This is a genomic window from Pseudoalteromonas sp. APC 3893 (assembly GCF_030408095.1).
Taxonomy (GTDB): Bacteria; Pseudomonadota; Gammaproteobacteria; order Enterobacterales; family Alteromonadaceae; genus Pseudoalteromonas.
In genome coordinates this window covers 385,896-404,746 of the sequence record NZ_JASDCD010000001.1, presented here as the reverse complement: position 1 = coordinate 404,746, position 18,851 = coordinate 385,896, and the positions used below count along the sequence as shown (strand labels likewise).

Below are 18,851 nucleotides of genomic sequence, written 5' to 3'. Positions count from 1 at the left end.
ATTCATGCACACAAATATATACACACAAAATTGTGCATACAAGCATTATTTGCACACAATTGAGTGCAAATTAATTAATGTATTGATTTTTATATGGATTTATTTTTGTACGTTTTTAGAATAAGGGGATCGCGCTTCTCGCTTTTAAGTGCGAAAGGATCGCACTTGCTCGAATGGCTGAATTGAAATTTTTATTTTGTATGCACTCGCTTGTGTGATTAAATACTAAAATGTTCACAAACATGACTATTGATAAAGTTAATGCCAGCATTCAATGAGTACTTAAAAACGTTAAGAGAGCGTAAGTTCTTAGATATCGGAACAGTAGCCGAGCGAACTGGCGTGCATAGAAACACTCAATCAAAGTATGAAGACAGCCGCGATCCTCCTTTTGATTACCTAGTTGAATTTGCAGCGGTTGTTGATGAACCATTTATCAATGTTTTATTAAAGCGTTTAGAGGACTCTAAAGCCTCTGACAGCGCTATTGAACGCGCTCTGGACTCTTTAAACTCTGAGCCTGTGAGCATTGTAGCTGAGCATCAGCGCCAGAATAATGAAGATGAGCTGTTACGTGTTGAACTCAGTGAAGAATCACATTCATTAGTGCCATCAGGTGCATTAATTTCTATTGATACGCATGATAAAAGTATTGATGCAGATTCTATCTATGGCTTTTTAAATCCGATGAATGGCAGTTACTTCGCTGCAAAGCTAAAACTAACTCAGTCTAAGCTTCATTTGATGTTTGACCACCCTACACGTAAAGATATGAGCTTTTCTATTGATGGTGGTGAAACTGAGTCTCACTACATTCTAAAAACGCTCGGTTTGTTAGGAAAAGTTGTAAAAGCTGAGGTTACTTTTTAAATTATCAGTGAAAGCCGTTTTTATCACGGTTTCACACTTTTAATTATCATTTGATCGCGGTTTAATCTTTCGCACTTAATTTTTATAAAACAGCGCTTAAACCCTTATTTATCCCGGCTTTTCCCACCTATTCTTATCTATTCCCTAGTTATCATTTAGATCTGTTAGTTACAGAATTATTTTTTATTATCGTATCTGAACAGCTATATAACTGATATAGAATAACTTTTACTAACCTCCTACTCAGATACTAAAAACCAAATTTAATTAAAGCAAAATATAATCATGGATTTTATTGCATGGGAATAATGAAATGCTTACTCATTAACTTAATTTATGTCGCTGGCAAGCTCAACTTAGCTAAATATTCTTTCTGCCTCTTAAAATACTTTTTTATGATTTTGATGCCTTTGAGCGAGGCAACTGCATTTTAATACATTTATTACTCGCGTAACCCTAGCGAATTTTTGTACAAAACTAATTTGATTTTCGGTATTTGCTATTTCGACTGCTATTTTAGTGCGTTATAAAACGTACGATTAAAGCTATAAAACACACAGATCGAACATAAAAACATCGAATAGACTACTTTTTTGAATTTATGAAGTTTTTATGTTGACACTTTGCGGCTCCATCATTAATATTTCGCCCCGTTGAAAGGCATGACGCTTCCCCCTTAGCTCAGTTGGTTAGAGCGACGGACTGTTAATCCGCAGGTCCCCCGTTCGAGTCGGGGAGGGGGAGCCAAGTTTTTCAGCCATAAACGATTCCCCCTTAGCTCAGTTGGTTAGAGCGACGGACTGTTAATCCGCAGGTCCCCCGTTCGAGTCGGGGAGGGGGAGCCAAGTTTATGCAATATGATATGTAGTTCCCCCTTAGCTCAGTTGGTTAGAGCGACGGACTGTTAATCCGCAGGTCCCCCGTTCGAGTCGGGGAGGGGGAGCCAAATCATATAATTTAAGTTATTGTAGTTCCCCCTTAGCTCAGTTGGTTAGAGCGACGGACTGTTAATCCGCAGGTCCCCCGTTCGAGTCGGGGAGGGGGAGCCAACTTAACGAATCAATTAGACTTTTCTTAATATTTCCTCTACTCTACATCTGTCAAATAAATAATTTTTGTTATTACATTAACAACCAAATAAAACCTTTGACTGATCAAGGACTTGATTCCTTCCCTTTTGAACGACTTAAAGACTTAAAACATGGCTGGTTTTAAAAAACTTATATTAATACAACTTATTTCTTGGCTGTTACTAGCAAGTGTGGGCGGTTATTTTGTTGCTTTAGCTTTTGACAACGCAGCGAGCTCTGCACAAAAGAAAGCTCAAAATGTTGTGAGTAATTATATCAACGATCACACCATTGAAGAAATCTCAGCACAACAGATTCAGCAAGCACTTGCTGATGGCAATACTTTTTCGTCATTTATTCTTCGCGATTATGATGGAAAAGAGCTTATAAATATTCAGTCCCCCACTCCATTGCCAAGTTTTGCGGCATTTGTTGAGAAACGTTTTAACTCTATACGCCCACAATTTGCGGTTAATAAAGCATCTGATATCAAAGTTGAATTCACAATTAATGCTCACAACCTAGGCGCATTGTTACAACAAGCCATGTTCATTGTTATTTTGGTTTCAGGATTGATGGCAATAATCCCCGTTATATTTATGAAAGCTATGCTCAAAAGGCTTAACAGAAATATAAGCATGACGGTGGCAGAGATTGTTGACGTTTATATAAATCAAAACCAGGTCAACAGCGGGTTAGAAGCGTCTATTGATAATACTAAAATTAAAAGGCTTGCCGCTGATTTAGTGCCAAGCTTTAATCGGCTGTCACATTTTTTACAATCTAAACACGAAGATATCCAAAATGCAGCCCTCTCTATTAAGCAAGAAGCATATAAAGACGTAGTCACTGAGCTTGGTAACCGTAATATGTTTGTTGAATATTATGAAAAGCATATTGAGAGCAGCGAAAAAAGTACGTTTGGTTCACTGGCGATGGTCAGATGCAGTGAACTACAATCTATTAACCAAACTCGTGGTTACCAAAAAGGCGATGAATACGTTAAAGCCGTTGCTGATATTATTAAGCATATAAGTGGTACGTATACCGGAAGCAAAGTTTTCCGATTAAATAGCTCTGACTTTGCTGTAGTACTGCCAAACATTCCACTAAAAGAATCTGAACGTTTTGGTGATAACTTACAGTCCCGTTTTACCCAGTATCAACAAAACCAAGAACTCAGCTCCGTCGCTAATACAGGTATTGTTGGCTACGAAAAAGGCAAACCTTTAGGAGAGTTACTGTCAATTGTTGATAATGCTATGAGTATGGCACAATCAAAACAAGCAAATGCATGGCATGTACAACGAGACAGTGACTTAATAAATAACGTCAGCGCTGGTTTTGGCAACCAAAATTGGCGCAAGGTTATAAACGAAGTAATTGAAGCTGAGCGAGTGCATTTGGTAATGCAAAACATTATGCCAATAGGCAAAAGTATTAAAGCTTATGCTGAGATTCAAGTACGTTTTAAAACCGAAGAAAACCAAGCGTTACCAACAGCTTCATTCTTAGCCATGGCTGAAAAACTCGATATGGCCATTGAAATCGACCGGCTTATTATTGGCACTTCATTAGAAAAAATCAAAAGCCGTAATTTTTCAGAAAAATACTTTGGAATCAACGTAACTGCATCGAGCGCCCATAATGACCAATTTGTCATTTGGCTAGAGCGCCGCTTATTAAAAGACACTAACATTGCTTCTAAACTGGTTTTTGAAGTCAGCGAATTCGGACTACAGCAAAATATTAAAGCTAGTAAACGCTTTATCGACATGGTGCACCGTGTCGGTGCTCGTATCACGGTTGAGCGTTTTGGTGTTGGTTTAACTTCATTTAAGTTTTTCCGAGATTTAAAGCCAGACTTTATCAAAATGGATGCAAGCTATACCCGCGGCCTAGAGGAAGATAAAAACAACCAATACTTTATGCGTTTAATGGTTGACTTAGCACATCGCATAGGCGTCAGTGTTTTTGCTGAAGGTATTGAAAGTCAAGAAGAAAAGCATATTGTTGAAACATTGTGTTTAGATGGTGTCCAAGGCTATTACATAGAAAAACCAAAAGATATCTAACATTTCACATTTCTAATAAGGCGCGTCTAGCGCCTTATTGCTGCCCGTAAAAACACGCCGATACTAACAAGATCCAACTGACTTATATTGCAAAATTGTAAATGATAGTAAGTATCATTACTAAAGTAGCTTTTTTCCTTTTGATGTGTTGTTAAACTAGTGAGAAAAAAGGATAATGTCGACGATTATGATTGCTTGAGGCGAATATGACAGAATATGTCTTGCTGTTAATTGGCACTGTGCTGGTTAATAACTTTGTTTTAGTACAGTTTTTAGGTTTATGCCCTTTTATGGGGGTATCAGGTAAATTAGATACTGCTATTGGTATGTCGCTCGCGACGACCTTTGTACTGACGCTCGCCTCTGTAACAAGCTATTTAGTCAATCAGTATATTTTAGTTCCTTTAGATATCACTTTTTTACGTACAATGAGTTTTATTTTGGTGATTGCGGTCGTCGTTCAATTTACCGAAATGGTGGTAAAAAAAACCAGCCCTACACTCTATCGCTTGTTGGGGATATTCTTACCTTTGATCACCACTAACTGTGCAGTATTGGGGGTTGCAATATTGAATATTAAAGAAGACCATACTTTCTTACAATCAGCGGTTTATGGCTTTGGCGCTGCCGTTGGTTTTTCATTAGTGTTAGTTTTATTTGCCGCCCTACGCGAGCGCTTAGCTGCCGCAGACGTCCCCTCTCCTTTTAAAGGTGCATCTATTGCGATGATCACCGCAGGCCTTATGTCTATGGCCTTTATGGGTTTTACAGGATTAGTGAAGTTTTAACATGACCTTGTTTTATGCATTGCTGGCGCTTGGTTCGCTGGCACTTATTTTTGGCTTAATTTTAGGCTTTGCTGCTGTACGCTTTCGCGTGCAAGGCAGTCCTATTGTTGAGCAAATAGACACCATTTTACCGCAAACTCAATGTGGTCAATGTGGTTACCCTGGTTGCCGTCCTTATGCTGAAGCTATCGCCAATGGTGATGAAATCAATAAATGCCCACCAGGTGGTGAAGCGACCGTTAAAAAGCTGGCTGATTTAATGGGCGTTGAAGCCAAGCCACTTGCCGGAGGTGAGCAAGCTGATCCTGTTAAAACTGTTGCCTATATACGAGAAGATGAATGTATTGGCTGTACAAAATGCATTCAAGCTTGCCCTGTTGATGCCATTGTAGGTGCAACAAGACAAATGCACACTGTACTGATAGATGAATGTACTGGCTGTGATTTATGTGTTGAACCTTGTCCTGTTGATTGTATTGATATGTTGCCCGTAGAAACCACAAAACAAACGTGGAAATGGCAACTAGATGCAATCCCAGTTACACAAATAGATTAAGGTCACACATGGAAAAGTTAATTCAGCAAATCAAGCAAGGTAAAGTGTGGCCGTTTCCAGGCGGAATTCACCCACCGGGGCAAAAAGCACTGTCGAATACTCAGGCTATATCGCGCCTTCCGTTGCCTGATAAGCTTATTGTGCCACTTAAACAGCATATCGGTGCAAACGGTCAGCTCATCGTCGAAAAAGGTCAGTCGGTTTTAAAAGGCCAAGCACTCACTAAGCCTGTTGCTAATTGGTCAGTGCCGGTGCATGCACCTACATCTGGTGTTATCGCTGACATTTGCCAGATGCCATCAGCACACCCATCAGCATTGCCAGAGTTAAGCATTATCATTACACCTGACGGCCAAGATACATGGTGTGAGCTTAACCCTATTGCCGATCCCAGTAACCTTACTCATCAAGAGTTAATTGATATTATCCATAACAGCGGTATTGCTGGCATGGGGGGAGCTGGTTTTCCTACATATATAAAAGCTGATAGTCGCAAGCCGATTGAATTTTTTATTGTTAATGCCGTTGAGTGCGAGCCTTACATCACCGCCGATGATGTTCTCATGCGCGAACACGCAGATCAAATCGTAAAGGGGATAGAACTGATGCAACAGTTACTATCTCCTACATTAACAATCATTGGCATCGAAGATAACAAACCTGAAGCCATTGCATCGATGAAGCATGCGGCTCAGCACAATGCTAAAATTATCGTGCAAACCGTGCCAACCGTATACCCGTCAGGGGGTGAAAAGCAGTTAATTCAATTATTAACTGACAAAGAAGTTCCCAGTGGTGGAATACCTGCCGATATTGGTGTACTGGTGCAAAATGTGGGGACCTTGTTCGCCATTGAACAAGCGGTGACACAAGGCAAGCCACTTATAGAGCGTGTGATCACTGTCACTGGTAATACAATTCACAATGCAGGAAATGTTTGGGCTCTATTAGGCACTGAGATAAAGCACTTATTAGATTGCCAAGGTTTTTCGCCTGTTCCTCAGCAACGTGTAGTAATGGGTGGGCCTATGATGGGCTTTACTCTTCCTACAGTGCGCATTGGTGTAGTTAAAACTACAAACTGTATTTTAGCACCTGATCATAATGAGCTAGCAGAGCCAGGCCCAGAGCAAGCATGTATTCGCTGTAGTGCCTGTGCTGATGCATGCCCTGCTTCTTTATTACCTCAACAGTTACAATGGTTCGCTAAGTCAAAAGAATACGACAAACTCAAAGAATATAACTTATTTGACTGTATTGAATGTGGGGCATGTGCGTATGTATGCCCAAGCGAAATTCCTTTAGTTCAATACTACCGTGTCGCTAAAGTCGAGATAAAAGAGCAACAAGCAGAACAAGTTAAAGCTGAACGGGCAAAAGAGCGATTTGAACTGAGAAAAGAGCGCTTAGAACGCGAGCAAGAAGCAAGGCAAAATCGCCATAAACGCAAGCCTGCAGCGAAATCGGCTGATGAAAAGCAAAAAGTCGCAGATGCGCTAGCACGAGTTAAAAAATCAGACGATAAAGCAGACAGTAAATCAGCCGTCGCTGCTGCCATTGCCCGTGCTAAAGCTAAAAAGCAAACAGGTGAATTAGAGCCAGATAATAGCGAAGTAGCGCAAGAGCGCGCTGCACGTAAAGAACAAGCACGGGCCTACAAAGCGCAAAAAGAAGCTGAGAAAAACTCAACAACGCAAGAAACAAGTGATAAGAAATCAGCCGTTGCTGCGGCAATTGCACGTGCTAAAGCTAAAAAAGCCGCGCAAGCTAATAATAGCGATACCGCTGATGCGCCTGTTGATGACAAAAAAGCGGCTGTCGCAGCCGCTATTGCCCGTGCTAAAGCTAAAAAAGCCGCGCAAGCTAATAATAGCGATACCGCTGATGCGCCTGTTGATGACAAAAAAGCGGCTGTCGCAGCCGCTATTGCCCGCGCTAAAGCTAAAAAAGCTGCGCAAGCTGATAATAGCGAAACAGCTGATGCGCCTGTTGATGACAAAAAAGCGGCTGTCGCAGCCGCTATTGCCCGTGCTAAAGCGAAAAAAGCAGCCAAACAGACTGATACGGCACAATCGGATGAACTAACAACCGACGACGAATCAAGTCAAGTGCAAGAACCTTCACCGCAAACCGCAGATGATAAAAAGAAAGCTGCCGTTGCAGCCGCTATTGCCCGCGCTAAAGCTAAAAAAGCAGCCAAAGAGACTGAGACTGCACAATCGGATGAAGTAACAACCGACGACGAATCAAGCCAAGCACAAGAGCCTGCTCCGCAAACCGCAGACGATAAAAAGAAAGCGGCCGTCGCTGCAGCTATCGCTCGCGCCAAAGCGAAAAAAGCGGCCAAAGAGACTGAGACACCACAATCGGTTGAAGTAATAACCGATGACGAGTCAAGTCAAGTGCAAGAACCTTCATCGCAAACCGCAGATGATAAAAAGAAAGCTGCTGTTGCAGCCGCTATCGCCCGCGCTAAAGCAAAAAAACGCCAACAAGAAGGAAGTGATAAGTCATGAAGTTAACCATGGCAAGCTCGCCCCACAATCATAGCCATAAATCACTTAATAAACTGATGCTGACTGTGATTTTAGCCTGTATTCCGGGTTTAATTGCCCAGCTGGTGTTTTTTGGCACAGGTGTTTTAATACAACTGATCCTAGCACTGCTCACCGTCAGTGTTGCAGAAGCGGCTATCATGCGGATACGTAAACGCCCAGCACTGACAGCGTTGAGTGACGGCAGTGCTTGGTTAACCGCAGTATTACTCGCTTTAAGCATTCCGCCACTTGCCCCTTGGTGGATTATTGTCATTGGTTGTTTATTTGCCATCATTATTGTGAAACAGCTGTATGGTGGCTTAGGGTTTAACTTATTTAATCCAGCCATGGCTGCCTATGTTTTACTGCTTATCTCATTTCCAGTACAGATGACTGCTTGGCTACCTACGGCCGATTTATTGGCAAAGCCAATAAGCTTTACTCAGCAGCTGAGTGTTATTTTTAATGGTTATACAACAGCTGGTTTTAGCGTTGATCAACTTAGGGTAGGCATTGATGGTATGACGATGGCCACCCCCCTAGATACGGTTAAGACTGATGTCGCACATGGTTTAACAATCACTGAAAGCATGCAGTCGCCACTATTTAATCAATGGCTTGGTAAAGGCTGGGGATGGGTAAACCTTGGCTTTTTGCTAGGTGGATTATATTTAATTAAAACTAACGTTATCAATTGGCACATTCCAGTTAGTTTTATCGCAACACTTGCAATATGTAGTGGCATTGGCTATCTCGTTGCCCCAGCTACAGAGCCAGGTGTCGTGTTTCACCTATTTAGTGGTGCAACCATGCTCGGCGCATTTTTTATAGCCACAGACCCTGTTTCAGCTGCTACAACGAATCGTGGGCGTTTAGTATACGGTGCATTAATTGGCTTATTAATTTATCTGATCCGTACATTTGGCGGTTTTCCTGATGCTGTCGCTTTCTCAGTGTTGCTTTTAAATATGGCAGTCCCTTTAATTGACTATTACACACAGCCTCGAACATACGGCCATGGGATGAAAAAATGATCCTACCTTCAATGACAAAAAATGGCGCGATATTGACCCTTTTTGCGCTGCTTACAACAGGCGCTGTTGCAATTATTCATGAATTAACAGCTGACAGTATTGCTGAGCAAGAACGTAAGCAGCTATCAACCCAATTACAAGAAGTGCTGGATCCTAGTTTTTACGATAATGTTTTATATAATGATTGCGCCCTCATTAATGAGCCATTATTAGCTAAAACACCACAGATTGTTTACCGAGCTCGAAAAAATGGTGAGCCTGTTGCCTTAGTTATGCGACATATCACCCCTAAAGGCTACAGTGGTGATATTGAGCTGTTAACCGCGGTATTTGCTAATGGTGATATTGCAGGTGTTCGTGTGACTAAGCATGAGGAAACTCCTGGCCTTGGTGACAAAATTGAAATTAAAAAATCACCTTGGATCACTGTATTTAATGATAAATCAGTCTTGAGCGAAGACGACGAACGCTGGGCGGTAAAAAAAGATGGCGGTAGTTTTGACCAGTTCACTGGTGCCACAATTACACCTCGCGCTGTTGTTGGCTCTGTAAAACACGCTGTGCTATTCTCTCAAACTCAATTTGATGCTGTATTTAATGCATCTAACGCATGCAAAGTAGGTGAGTCATGAGCCAATTAAAAGAACTTTTTAACGAAGGAATGTGGAAAAACAACCCTGCCCTTGTCCAGTTACTTGGTTTATGTCCATTACTCGCTGTCACGTCAACTGTCACCAATGCAATGGGGCTGGGACTGGCAACTTTAATGGTGTTAGTCGGTTCTAATGTTACTATTTCTGCTGTAAGAAACTGGGTACCAAAAGATATTCGGATTCCTGTATTTGTGATGATCATCGCAGCCTTTGTAACAATTATTCAGCTTTTAATGAATGCCTATACCTTTGGCCTGTATCAATCTTTGGGGATTTTCATACCCCTTATTGTTACTAACTGCGCCATTATTGGTCGCGCAGAAGCGTTTGCATCAAAAAACCCAGTGCATTTATCCGCCTTTGACGGACTCATGATGGGCGCAGGCTTTATGGTGGTATTGTTAGTTTTAGGAGCAATGCGAGAAGTCATTGGGCAAGGTACCCTTTTTGATGGTGCCGATTTATTACTTGGCCCATGGGCTGCTGTTTTGCGCATCGAAATATTTAGCTTTGACAATCAATTTTTACTGGCCATATTACCACCAGGTGCTTTTTTAGGGTTAGGTTTATTAATTGCAGCTAAAAATGTGATAGATGCACAAATAAAAGCAAAGCAAGTAGCACCGCCAGAAGCAGAAAAAGGCCCAAGGGCACGAGTAACCAGTTTAACTTAAGGGGAAGCGTATAGCTTAGCTGTACGTTTAAGTTGCATGAATAAAGAAAAACGCTACGAGATTTTAACTCGTCTACGCGATGATAATCCACATCCAGAAACCGAGCTTGAATACTCAAGCCCATTTGAATTACTTGTCGCGGTCACACTATCTGCGCAAGCCACAGACGTAGGCGTCAACAAAGCCACCCGAAAACTGTTTCCAGTTGCTAATACGCCACAAGCTATTTTAGATATTGGCCACGATACACTGCGAGACTACATTAAAACCATCGGCTTATTTAATTCAAAAGCTGCTAACGTGTATAAAATGTGTGAAATTCTCGTCAATCAACACAACAGCGAAGTCCCTGAAAACCGTGAAGCCCTAGAAGCCCTCCCTGGCGTTGGCCGTAAAACGGCTAACGTCGTTTTAAACACCGCCTTCGGCTGGCCGACAATCGCGGTAGATACCCATATCGACCGTGTATCAAATCGTACTAAATTTGCGATGGGTAAAAACGTTGTTGAAGTAGAAAAAAAACTACTAAAAGTGGTACCCGCAGAATTTAAAGTAGACGTACACCACTGGCTAATTCTTCACGGAAGATATACCTGCACAGCCCGTAAACCTAAATGCGGCAGCTGTATTATTGAAGACTTGTGTGAGTTTAAAGAGAAAACGGAATAAATAGTCACTTCACGAAACAACTCAGCAATAGAAAAGGCAAGGGTCATGTTTACCTGTTTCGATAGCGTTCACCGCTTGTCGAGATGCTTCTACCGTTCAGCTTGTAGTGGTACAGTGATTTTGGCCACCCATTAAGAAAGAAATGTTATGCTAATAAGCATACAAATTTGGGTGAAAAAATGACGAAATTAAAACGCGCAACGTATTCTGCGGCAATCAAATTAGAAACAGCTCAGCTTGTAGTCGACCAAGGTTATACGCAAGAAGATGCAGCCAAGGCTATGGGTGTTGGTAAATCAACCGTAAGTAAGTGGGTTACTCAATTAAAGCAAGAGCGTAATGGTCAGTCACTATCGGCTTCACCAATGACGCCCGAACAAATTGAAATTCGTGAACTTAAAAAGCAAATCCAACGCATTAAATTAGAAAAGGACATATTAAAAAAGGCTACCGCTCTCTTGATGTCCGACTCCCTGAACAATTCTCGTTAATCGAGAAGTTAAATCAACGAGAGCATTATCCAATTAGCGTGCTGTGTAGCGTATTCAATGTGCATCGCAGCAGCTATAAATATTGGGCTATACGCGATACAACGCCGACACCTGAGCAAGTAAGGTTAGAGGCTGAAGTTAAAGCAATACATAGAATGAGTGGAGGCTCAGCAGGTGCAAGGACAATTGCTACAATAGCGACAAACAGTGATTTTGAATTGAGCCGTTATCGTGCTGCTAAGCTAATGGTTAAGTTAAAGCTTGAAAGTTGCCAAGTTCCTCAACATTCATATAAGCGCGGTGGTAATGAACACCTTGAAATCCCAAACCTGCTTGATAGGCAGTTTGATGTTATTGAACCGAATACTGTGTGGTGCGGTGATGTAACGTATATTTGGACAGGCAATCGCTGGGCTTATTTAGCGGTCGTTATTGATTTATTTGCGCGTAAAGTGGTTGGTTGGGCAATGTCGTTGTCGCCAGATACTAATTTAACACTAAAGGCGCTTGAACTCGCTTATGAAAGTAGAGGTAAGCCAAGTGGGTTGATGTTTCACTCAGATCAAGGGAGCCATTATACGAGTTTGAAGTACCGCCAACGTTTATCGCGCTATAAAATTACACAAAGTATGAGTCGACGCGGAAATTGTTGGGATAATGCGGCTATGGAGCGATTTTTTAGAAGCTTTAAAACGGAATGGATGCCAAAGGTTGGATATGAAAACTTTAAAGAAGCTAAATATAGCGTAAGCGATTACATAAATGGATATTACAATAATGTTAGACCGCATCACTATAATGCTGGTTTAGCGCCAAATGAATCTGAGGTTAGATACCAAGATTCTAAAACTGTGGCCAAAATTAGTTGACCACTACAGCTAGAGCAGCTTGATACCAACCATTTTCTGCACGAAACAACCTTAACCTATTTTTCATAGATATCTCCTTCCAGTTGAATGTATTGTACTATCCCAAAAATTACAGCAATGGAAGGCAACATGTACGCTGTGGACTAATGGTGGCACATCAACCATTTCACCTTCTGTTTACTATATTATTTTTCATACCAGTTTACCTGTTCAAGTACCCACTCCAATGGTTTATCTGTATTTTTAAGGTAATCGTCTACAGTCAATTTAATGGTCTTATCTGGGTATATAGCGTCCTTATTATTACCCATAAAATCGTAAAAACGTTTTGAAAAGGTCACGACTCTTTTAGAGTTAGGAAGTGTAAACTCTCCCATGTCCTGATAACCCTTTGGTTTGGCTCCAGTTGGCTCTCCAATCAACATTGCATTGAGTATGCTTTTAAATTGAGCTGCGTTACTCATTGCCGCTGAAAAGGTTACGTTATTAATCAAAACATAACTCCCAGATTTCCAATTTAAGCTGTCAGCAAGTACTAAATATTGTGCAAGCTTTAACCCAGCGAAAAAATCTCCTCCAAAATTATTTCTCAAATCAATGATTAAATTTTCAGACTGATTTTCGTTGATAAAACGCAATAGCTCATCAGCAAATTCTTCCATGCTATTTACGTTTGAATACCGCTGAAACTTGACGTACACAGAATCTTTATTCTTAGACGACGAAAACCACAGCCCCTCATTGACGGCCGCGTTCTTAACCTGTGGATTGAAAGTCCCTAAAAGAGCTGACTTTTCAAAGTTTTGCGATACCTCAGCATGAAAGTCTCTATGCATTAGTTTGTTATTTTTTTTAAAGGTAAAGCTAGCTGAATAATCAGCATCAACAAGCCCAATACCGCTTAATACTTCAGCCATTGGCATATATTGAGCGACTCGTACCTGAGTCGAATAGGCATTTTCAGCGAAAGGAACAAGTTTAGCCAACGAATCAAAAACTTCGGCAATTGTCGTTCCTTTAATAGAGACTAATTCACTCTTCAGCAGCCTTCTATTTTCACTTGTGGTGGCAGTTACAAAAAACCGTTTGTCTATTGCCATTAGCTTTATCGGAAATTTATTTAATTTAGGCCCCCACAATGGAAACGATGTGTGACCGTCACCAACCATTCTTGTAATTTCCATCAATCGAACCAAAATTTCGTTATCCGATAGTTTTGGCAATTGTTTTCGCAACGCTTCTACATTTTCATAAATGCGTTCCTTTGGCGTTGTATGAACAACATTCAAATGACCTTGTTCCAGCTTTTCAAGATAAATATTGATATCTTCTTCCCATTGTCTGTCTGTTACTAAATTTGAACTCCAAGCAGCCGTTGGTGCCCCAAGTAGCAAACATAAACACATTATAATTTTTCTACTTTTCTGCTGTAGTAGAAAACAAAAAGCAAATGAATGTATGACATATTTTGTCATGGTTTACCTCGTTAACATTTCTGAGTAAATTTTCAATTCAGACCATAAGCTCTTGCTTTTTTCCGCTTCAACTCTGAGATTTTCTAAGTTATTTCTATTGAGCCATATGCCTCGTTTAGCAACAGCTTCAGGTTTTTCTAGCTGCTGTAGATCTTTCGTCGGGTCCCCCTGAGTAAAGATAAAATCAGCGTAAAAACCCTCTTTTATTTGTCCTATCTTCTTATCAAGCTTCAGCGCCTTGGCAGCGTTATAAGTAGCAGCTTTCAGAATGTCGAAAGTACTAATTCCGGCCTCATAGAAAAGCCTCATTTCGTTATGAGTTGCTAAGCCATGCGGCGACAATAAATTGCCAGAGTCTGTGCCGATGAGTAATGGGATGTCTGAGTCATGCAACGCCTTCGTGATAGTTAACAAAAAGCTAAGCACTTGTTTATTATATTTGGCTTTTTGCTCTGATGATTTCAACCAACGGTTAACTTGATTTCGTTTATCATCTAATTTAACAATGGTAGAAATATAATGCTCAGGCTGTTGATTAAGGAAGGTTTCTTTTTCACTGCTCAGTTTTGTTAGCTGGTCGAAAACATTAAGTGTTGGTGTAATTGGAACACCTATAGTTTTTATTTTTTCGATAAACGGAGTTAACGCTTTAATGTCCATTTTCCTGTTTAATGCAGCGTAAAATATATCCTCAACATGCTCAAAGCTTTGCATATCTTTATAGTTAACTATGTCCAATGGTTTTGGAACATCGGGGGCATGCTTCGCTACTGGAATACCCAACCGCCGACTTTCAGTCATAAGCGCAGAGAACGTTTCTCTATTTAGATTATTATAAACTTTGATCAAGTCATAACCTTGTCCGTGATAATTAGCTACAGCTTGTCTCGCTTTTTCTGGTGAGGATAGTCCATGATGAACGACTGCGTCTTCATAGCCGGATATAATCGGGCTGCTAACAGAAGCTGTGCTACTAAGTATTTTTCCTTGTTCAGCATCATCTCGCCACTTTAGCTGTGCAGATACGCCATTCATCACACGAACATGAGTAACTCCATGACTTAGCGAAAAAACCAACCCTTCTTTTTCAAACATATGCACATGCATATCAATAAGACCGGGGGTTAAATACCCCCCGTTGCCGTCAATTTTCTTGGCGTGGGTGTTTAGACACTTGTTTTCAGAGATCCGAATAATGATCCCATCAACGACGCAAACGTGCTGGTTGTATCGTATTCTCTTCGCTTGTACATCGATAACATTGACATTAATAAGAGAAAAGCTTCTGTTTTCTAAATTAACGGCCGTGGCAGTTGTGTGGCAACCAGAAATGAGAACGGCAAATATAAAGCAAACTAGTTTGTGATAATTAAGCATGTTAACTCTAACGAATTAGTATAAAAGGTAAAGCTAATATGCACCTTCTCAATGCATAAATCGTCTCAAAACATGATTTGAAACTCGGCAAATCAAGATAGTAGGCTTAATCGCATGTTGAATTTGAACCTCAAGTTTTGTTTAGCCTCTCCCTGTCTATTATTGTTGAACTTTATACTGAGATGGTGTCATTCCGGTGAACTCTTTAAAGGAGCGATTGAATACAGCTTTTGAACTAAAGCCAGCTTCAAAAGCTAGCTCGGTAACAGATTGTTGCACTCCACTACGCAACAAGTTACAAACATAGTCGACTCTTAAGCCATTAATATATCCATTAAAGGTTTTGTTGGCGTTAAGGTTTATGGCTCTTGATACATCACGCTGTTGCAGTCCGAGATCACCCGATAATTGACTCAAAGTCAGGCGCTCAATTCGAAATAGCTGTTGAGATTTTACTTGGTTGTCTACAGCAGTATAAATGGCTGAATATTGCTCTGCATCTTCTTTGGCTTGTGATGTGTCAATCGTTTTATTTGTGATGGCGGGAGAATGCTCTTGTGTGGAGAGTTTATAAGTGATGAAAATGATAACAACAAGCCATAGGCTGTTGTTAAAAGCTTGTCCAAATAGGTTCACTTCACTTGTTATGTAGGGTTGCAGATTAAGCCTTATAATATCAAAAAGATTAAACAATGCCGTCAGTAAGATAGTCCAAATCATCCATTGAAATGAATATTCATCAGAATCTGATCGCTCTGAATCCAAACTTTTCTTATACGAGTTGAGCTTGTGTGCAGTCAACACCGAATAGCCAATTCTAGAAAGCGTACCCAATGCAATGATGGCCTGAATGTAGCTTGTAAAAGCGAGTGAAATTAGTGCTGGCAAGAAATGTAGGCTATCTAGCGTTGAAAATTCTTTACGAGTTAAACCCGTACACGCTAGATACAAAGCAGGCCCAAAAAGCAACTGAAAAACAGGCGTGATGTTGAAAGTATTAAAATACAATTGATAGCTTTGAACTATATTCATCGTCGCTGCGAAAGCTGTTAGCAATATGAATAGACAAATCCCTTTATGCCCTTGTTTGCGCCACAGTACAGCACTACCTTGAATTGAGACTGCAATAATGCCAGCGTTAATCAGACTAATGGCTTCCAATGATATATTCTACAATAGGGATTTTAACTTGCATTATATGTTAGCGGACTCATCAATCAAGCGCTTTTTTAACATCAGAGATTTATGGCACGAGCTAAACCTAAACGCTATGCTTCTGGATCCTTTTAAGTTGAAAGGTAATCTCCATTTCAGTTGCTCATTTACACATTATAAATGTGAAATCAAATAGCTCAAATTGGTACAAAACAGCTCATCAAGCAATATACTTTTTCTTGGCAAGATTAAACATCTACCTTCCGTATCTTTGGGCTGGCCGACAATCGCGGTAGACACCCATATTTTCCGTGTTTCTAACCGTACTAAACTAGCTATGGGCAAAGACGTGGTTGCGGTTGAACAAAAGCTCGAAAAAGTAGTACCTAAGGAATTTAAAGTAGACGTACATCACTGGCTAATTCTGCACGGCCGCTACGTGTGCACCGCCCGTAAACCTAAATGCGGCAGCTGTATTATTGAAGACTTGTGTGAATTTAAAGATAAGACAGATTAAGTTCATTTATTAATTTCAAAGTATTAATTTCAAAGTATTAATTTCACAAGTCTCAATCCTTTAGTTATGCTGTTGGGCATAATGAAACTTTGTTGTGAAAATGCTTATGTTACCTTTACTTCGTATCTTGTTAATTGAGCAAGACCCAGCCACCTTGCAAGAGCTTTCTACAAATCTGTCGAAAACAATTCCTAACTTTGAACGCAGCGATATTCATATTGATATTATTGAACGTCTTGAACTTAAGCAAGCATTGGAAACTATAGAGGAAGATGGTGATGTTCAAGCCGTGGTACTAAGCTGGGATCTACATAACAAGGTTGGCGAAAGAACGTATAGTCGCTTTATAGAGCAGTTAAAGGCGATTCGTCTTGAGTTGCCGGTTTATGTTATCGGCGATGACACTGAAGGTCTGGAGATAATCAACGAATCAGAGGAGATTGAGTCTTTTTTCTTTAAAGATGAAGTGATTTCTGATCCAGAAGCGATTTTAGGCTATGTGATCAACGACTTCGATGACCGTTCAGAAACCCCATTCTGGACTGCATATCGCCGTTATGTTGGCGAAGCAAATGATTCTTGGCACACACCCGGCCACAGCGGTGGTTCTAGCTTTAGAAACTCCCCATATATCAAAGATTTTTATCAGTTTTATGGACGTAACGTATTCGTTGGGGACTTATCGGTTTCCGTGGACTCGTTAGGATCATTATCAGACAGCACTAATACCATTGGCCGTGCGCAAGAGTCCGCTGCAGCAACATTTGAGGTAAAACATACCTACTTTGTTACCAACGGATCATCTACTTCAAATAAAATTATCTTGCAAACACTGCTGCGTAAAGGCGATAAAGTGATCATCGATCGCAATTGCCATAAGTCTGTGCACTATGGCATCTTGCAATCAGCCAGTTTACCCATTTATTTATCGAGTATTTTAAACCCTAAATATGGCATTTTTGCACCACCGTCGTTGGCCGACATAAAACAGGCAATTGAACAAAATACCGATGCTAAATTACTGGTACTCACTGGGTGTACGTATGACGGCCTTCTCAGCGATCTAAAACAAGTGGTTGGTTTTGCTCATAAGCACGGTATAAAAGTCTTTATCGACGAAGCTTGGTTTGCTTACTCCTTATTTCACCCAAGCTTACGTAATTACTCCGCGATTCATGCAGGGGCCGACTATGTTACTCACTCAGCACATAAAGTGGTCTCGGCATTTTCTCAAGCCTCTTATATTCATGTAAACGATCCCGATTTCGATGCCGACTTCTTTCGAGAGATTTACAGTATTTATGCCAGTACATCGCCTAAATATCAGCTTATAGCGTCACTTGATGTGTGCCAAAAGCAATTGGAGATGGAGGGCTACAAGCTGCTCAATGGCTTGTTAAATCATGTGGAAGAGTTTAAACAGCAGATGGCGTCACTCAAGCACATCAAAGTACTAGGCAAACAAGACTTTATGAAAATATTTCCGCATTTTAGTGGCGATAACATGGGTCACGACCCACTAAAAATCCTTATAGATATTAGCGAATTACCTTATTCATTAAAGGATATTCATAAATTTCTGCTGGATGAAATTGGACTTGAAATAGAAAAGTATACTCATAGTACTATTTTAGTATTATTGACTCTGGGCGGAACACGCTCAAAGATCATTCGTTTATATAACGCACTAAGAAAGCTCGATTCTGGTAAAGTGAAGCTGGCAACATCAACGAGGCGCTCTCGTTTACCTGAGAATTTACCAGCGATAGATTTAGCCTGTATTCCAAGCGATGCATTTTATGGCGAGCGTGAGTCCGTGCCCATCGGCAAAAGCAACAACCGCATTTGTGCGGGGTTAGTCACCCCCTACCCACCAGGCATCCCCCTGTTAGTTCCGGGGCAGCATATTACTGAGGAACATATTGAATACCTAAAAGAATTGGCTGGGCAAGGATTAACAATTCAGGGCAGTTTTGATGGCGAAATCTATGTTCTAAAGGGCAAAGTGAGGCAATAAAGATTCACTTAAACCATTACGTTG

14 protein-coding genes, 4 tRNA genes and 1 pseudogene are annotated in these 18,851 nt (G+C 40.7%); 16 read left to right on the top strand and 3 right to left on the bottom strand.

Annotation, left to right across the window (positions count from 1 at the left end):
* The first annotated feature begins 261 nt into the window (after positions 1 to 261).
* The 14 genes from QMA12_RS01785 (at position 262) to QMA12_RS01720 (ending at position 12,286) form a co-directional block, all read left to right on the top strand.
* Positions 262 to 870 carry a helix-turn-helix transcriptional regulator gene (locus QMA12_RS01785; RefSeq protein ID WP_290208765.1) on the top strand — a complete coding sequence of 203 codons (609 nt, stop codon included), beginning with the start codon at positions 262 to 264 and terminating at the stop codon, positions 868 to 870.
* Between the two features lie 670 nt (positions 871 to 1,540).
* A tRNA-Asn gene (locus QMA12_RS01780) sits at positions 1,541 to 1,617 on the top strand.
* 21 nt (positions 1,618 to 1,638) lie between these two features.
* Positions 1,639 to 1,715 (top strand) — tRNA-Asn (locus QMA12_RS01775).
* A 24-nt stretch (positions 1,716 to 1,739) separates the two neighbouring features.
* Positions 1,740 to 1,816: transfer RNA gene (locus QMA12_RS01770), tRNA-Asn, on the top strand.
* A 26-nt stretch (positions 1,817 to 1,842) separates the two neighbouring features.
* Positions 1,843 to 1,919: transfer RNA gene (locus QMA12_RS01765), tRNA-Asn, on the top strand.
* Positions 1,920 to 2,071: 152 nt separating this feature from the next.
* Positions 2,072 to 4,015 carry a GGDEF domain-containing protein gene (locus QMA12_RS01760; protein ID WP_290208767.1) on the top strand — a complete coding sequence of 648 codons (1,944 nt, stop codon included), beginning with the start codon at positions 2,072 to 2,074 and terminating at the stop codon, positions 4,013 to 4,015.
* A 206-nt stretch (positions 4,016 to 4,221) separates the two neighbouring features.
* Positions 4,222 to 4,803, top strand: coding sequence for an electron transport complex subunit RsxA (gene rsxA, locus QMA12_RS01755; RefSeq protein WP_087531693.1), 582 nt, complete (start codon positions 4,222 to 4,224; stop codon positions 4,801 to 4,803).
* Position 4,804: 1 nt separating this feature from the next.
* Positions 4,805 to 5,359, top strand: coding sequence for an electron transport complex subunit RsxB (gene rsxB, locus QMA12_RS01750; RefSeq protein WP_087531694.1), 555 nt, complete (start codon positions 4,805 to 4,807; stop codon positions 5,357 to 5,359).
* Between the two features lie 8 nt (positions 5,360 to 5,367).
* Positions 5,368 to 7,875 carry an electron transport complex subunit RsxC gene (rsxC, locus tag QMA12_RS01745; RefSeq protein WP_290208768.1) on the top strand — a complete coding sequence of 836 codons (2,508 nt, stop codon included), beginning with the start codon at positions 5,368 to 5,370 and terminating at the stop codon, positions 7,873 to 7,875.
* On the top strand, positions 7,872 to 8,930 hold the full coding sequence (gene rsxD, locus QMA12_RS01740; protein ID WP_290208769.1) for an electron transport complex subunit RsxD: 1,059 nt from the start codon (positions 7,872 to 7,874) through the stop codon (positions 8,928 to 8,930). The genes rsxC and rsxD overlap by 4 nt, the downstream gene beginning before the upstream one ends.
* The gene (gene rsxG / locus QMA12_RS01735; RefSeq protein ID WP_290208770.1) at positions 8,927 to 9,562 is read left to right on the top strand and encodes an electron transport complex subunit RsxG; all 636 of its coding nucleotides are present in this window, start codon (positions 8,927 to 8,929) and stop codon (positions 9,560 to 9,562) included. The genes rsxD and rsxG overlap by 4 nt, the downstream gene beginning before the upstream one ends.
* The gene (locus QMA12_RS01730) at positions 9,559 to 10,257 is read left to right on the top strand and encodes an electron transport complex subunit E (RefSeq protein WP_087531698.1); all 699 of its coding nucleotides are present in this window, start codon (positions 9,559 to 9,561) and stop codon (positions 10,255 to 10,257) included. Before rsxG ends, QMA12_RS01730 begins: the two co-directional genes overlap by 4 nt.
* Before the next feature lie 36 nt (positions 10,258 to 10,293).
* Positions 10,294 to 10,926, top strand: coding sequence for an endonuclease III (nth, locus tag QMA12_RS01725; RefSeq protein WP_290208771.1), 633 nt, complete (start codon positions 10,294 to 10,296; stop codon positions 10,924 to 10,926).
* A gap of 179 nt (positions 10,927 to 11,105) precedes the next feature.
* A protein-coding gene (locus tag QMA12_RS01720; RefSeq protein WP_290208772.1) for an IS3 family transposase occupies positions 11,106 to 12,286 on the top strand; the annotation gives its coding sequence in 2 pieces (ribosomal slippage) (positions 11,106 to 11,364 and positions 11,364 to 12,286; 1,182 coding nt in all).
* Between the two features lie 185 nt (positions 12,287 to 12,471).
* Here QMA12_RS01720 and QMA12_RS01715 read toward each other — a convergent pair.
* The 3 genes from QMA12_RS01715 to QMA12_RS01705 form a co-directional block, all read right to left on the bottom strand.
* Positions 12,472 to 13,761, bottom strand: coding sequence for a S41 family peptidase (locus tag QMA12_RS01715; RefSeq protein WP_290208773.1), 1,290 nt, complete (start codon positions 13,759 to 13,761; stop codon positions 12,472 to 12,474).
* 3 nt (positions 13,762 to 13,764) lie between these two features.
* Positions 13,765 to 15,138 carry an amidohydrolase family protein gene (locus tag QMA12_RS01710; protein ID WP_290208774.1) on the bottom strand — a complete coding sequence of 458 codons (1,374 nt, stop codon included), beginning with the start codon at positions 15,136 to 15,138 and terminating at the stop codon, positions 13,765 to 13,767.
* A gap of 159 nt (positions 15,139 to 15,297) precedes the next feature.
* A complete protein-coding gene (locus QMA12_RS01705; protein ID WP_290208775.1) occupies positions 15,298 to 16,299 on the bottom strand; it encodes an AraC family transcriptional regulator in 1,002 nt (333 codons plus the stop codon).
* 268 nt (positions 16,300 to 16,567) lie between these two features.
* Between QMA12_RS01705 and QMA12_RS01700 the strand changes: the two are divergent.
* Both QMA12_RS01700 and QMA12_RS01695 read left to right on the top strand, forming a co-directional pair.
* Positions 16,568 to 16,810: pseudogene (locus tag QMA12_RS01700) on the top strand (endonuclease III); the annotation flags it as partial.
* 106 nt (positions 16,811 to 16,916) lie between these two features.
* Positions 16,917 to 18,827, top strand: a complete 1,911-nt coding sequence (locus tag QMA12_RS01695) for an aminotransferase class V-fold PLP-dependent enzyme (protein WP_290208776.1) — start codon at positions 16,917 to 16,919, stop codon at positions 18,825 to 18,827.
* The last annotated feature ends 24 nt before the right edge of the window (positions 18,828 to 18,851 follow it).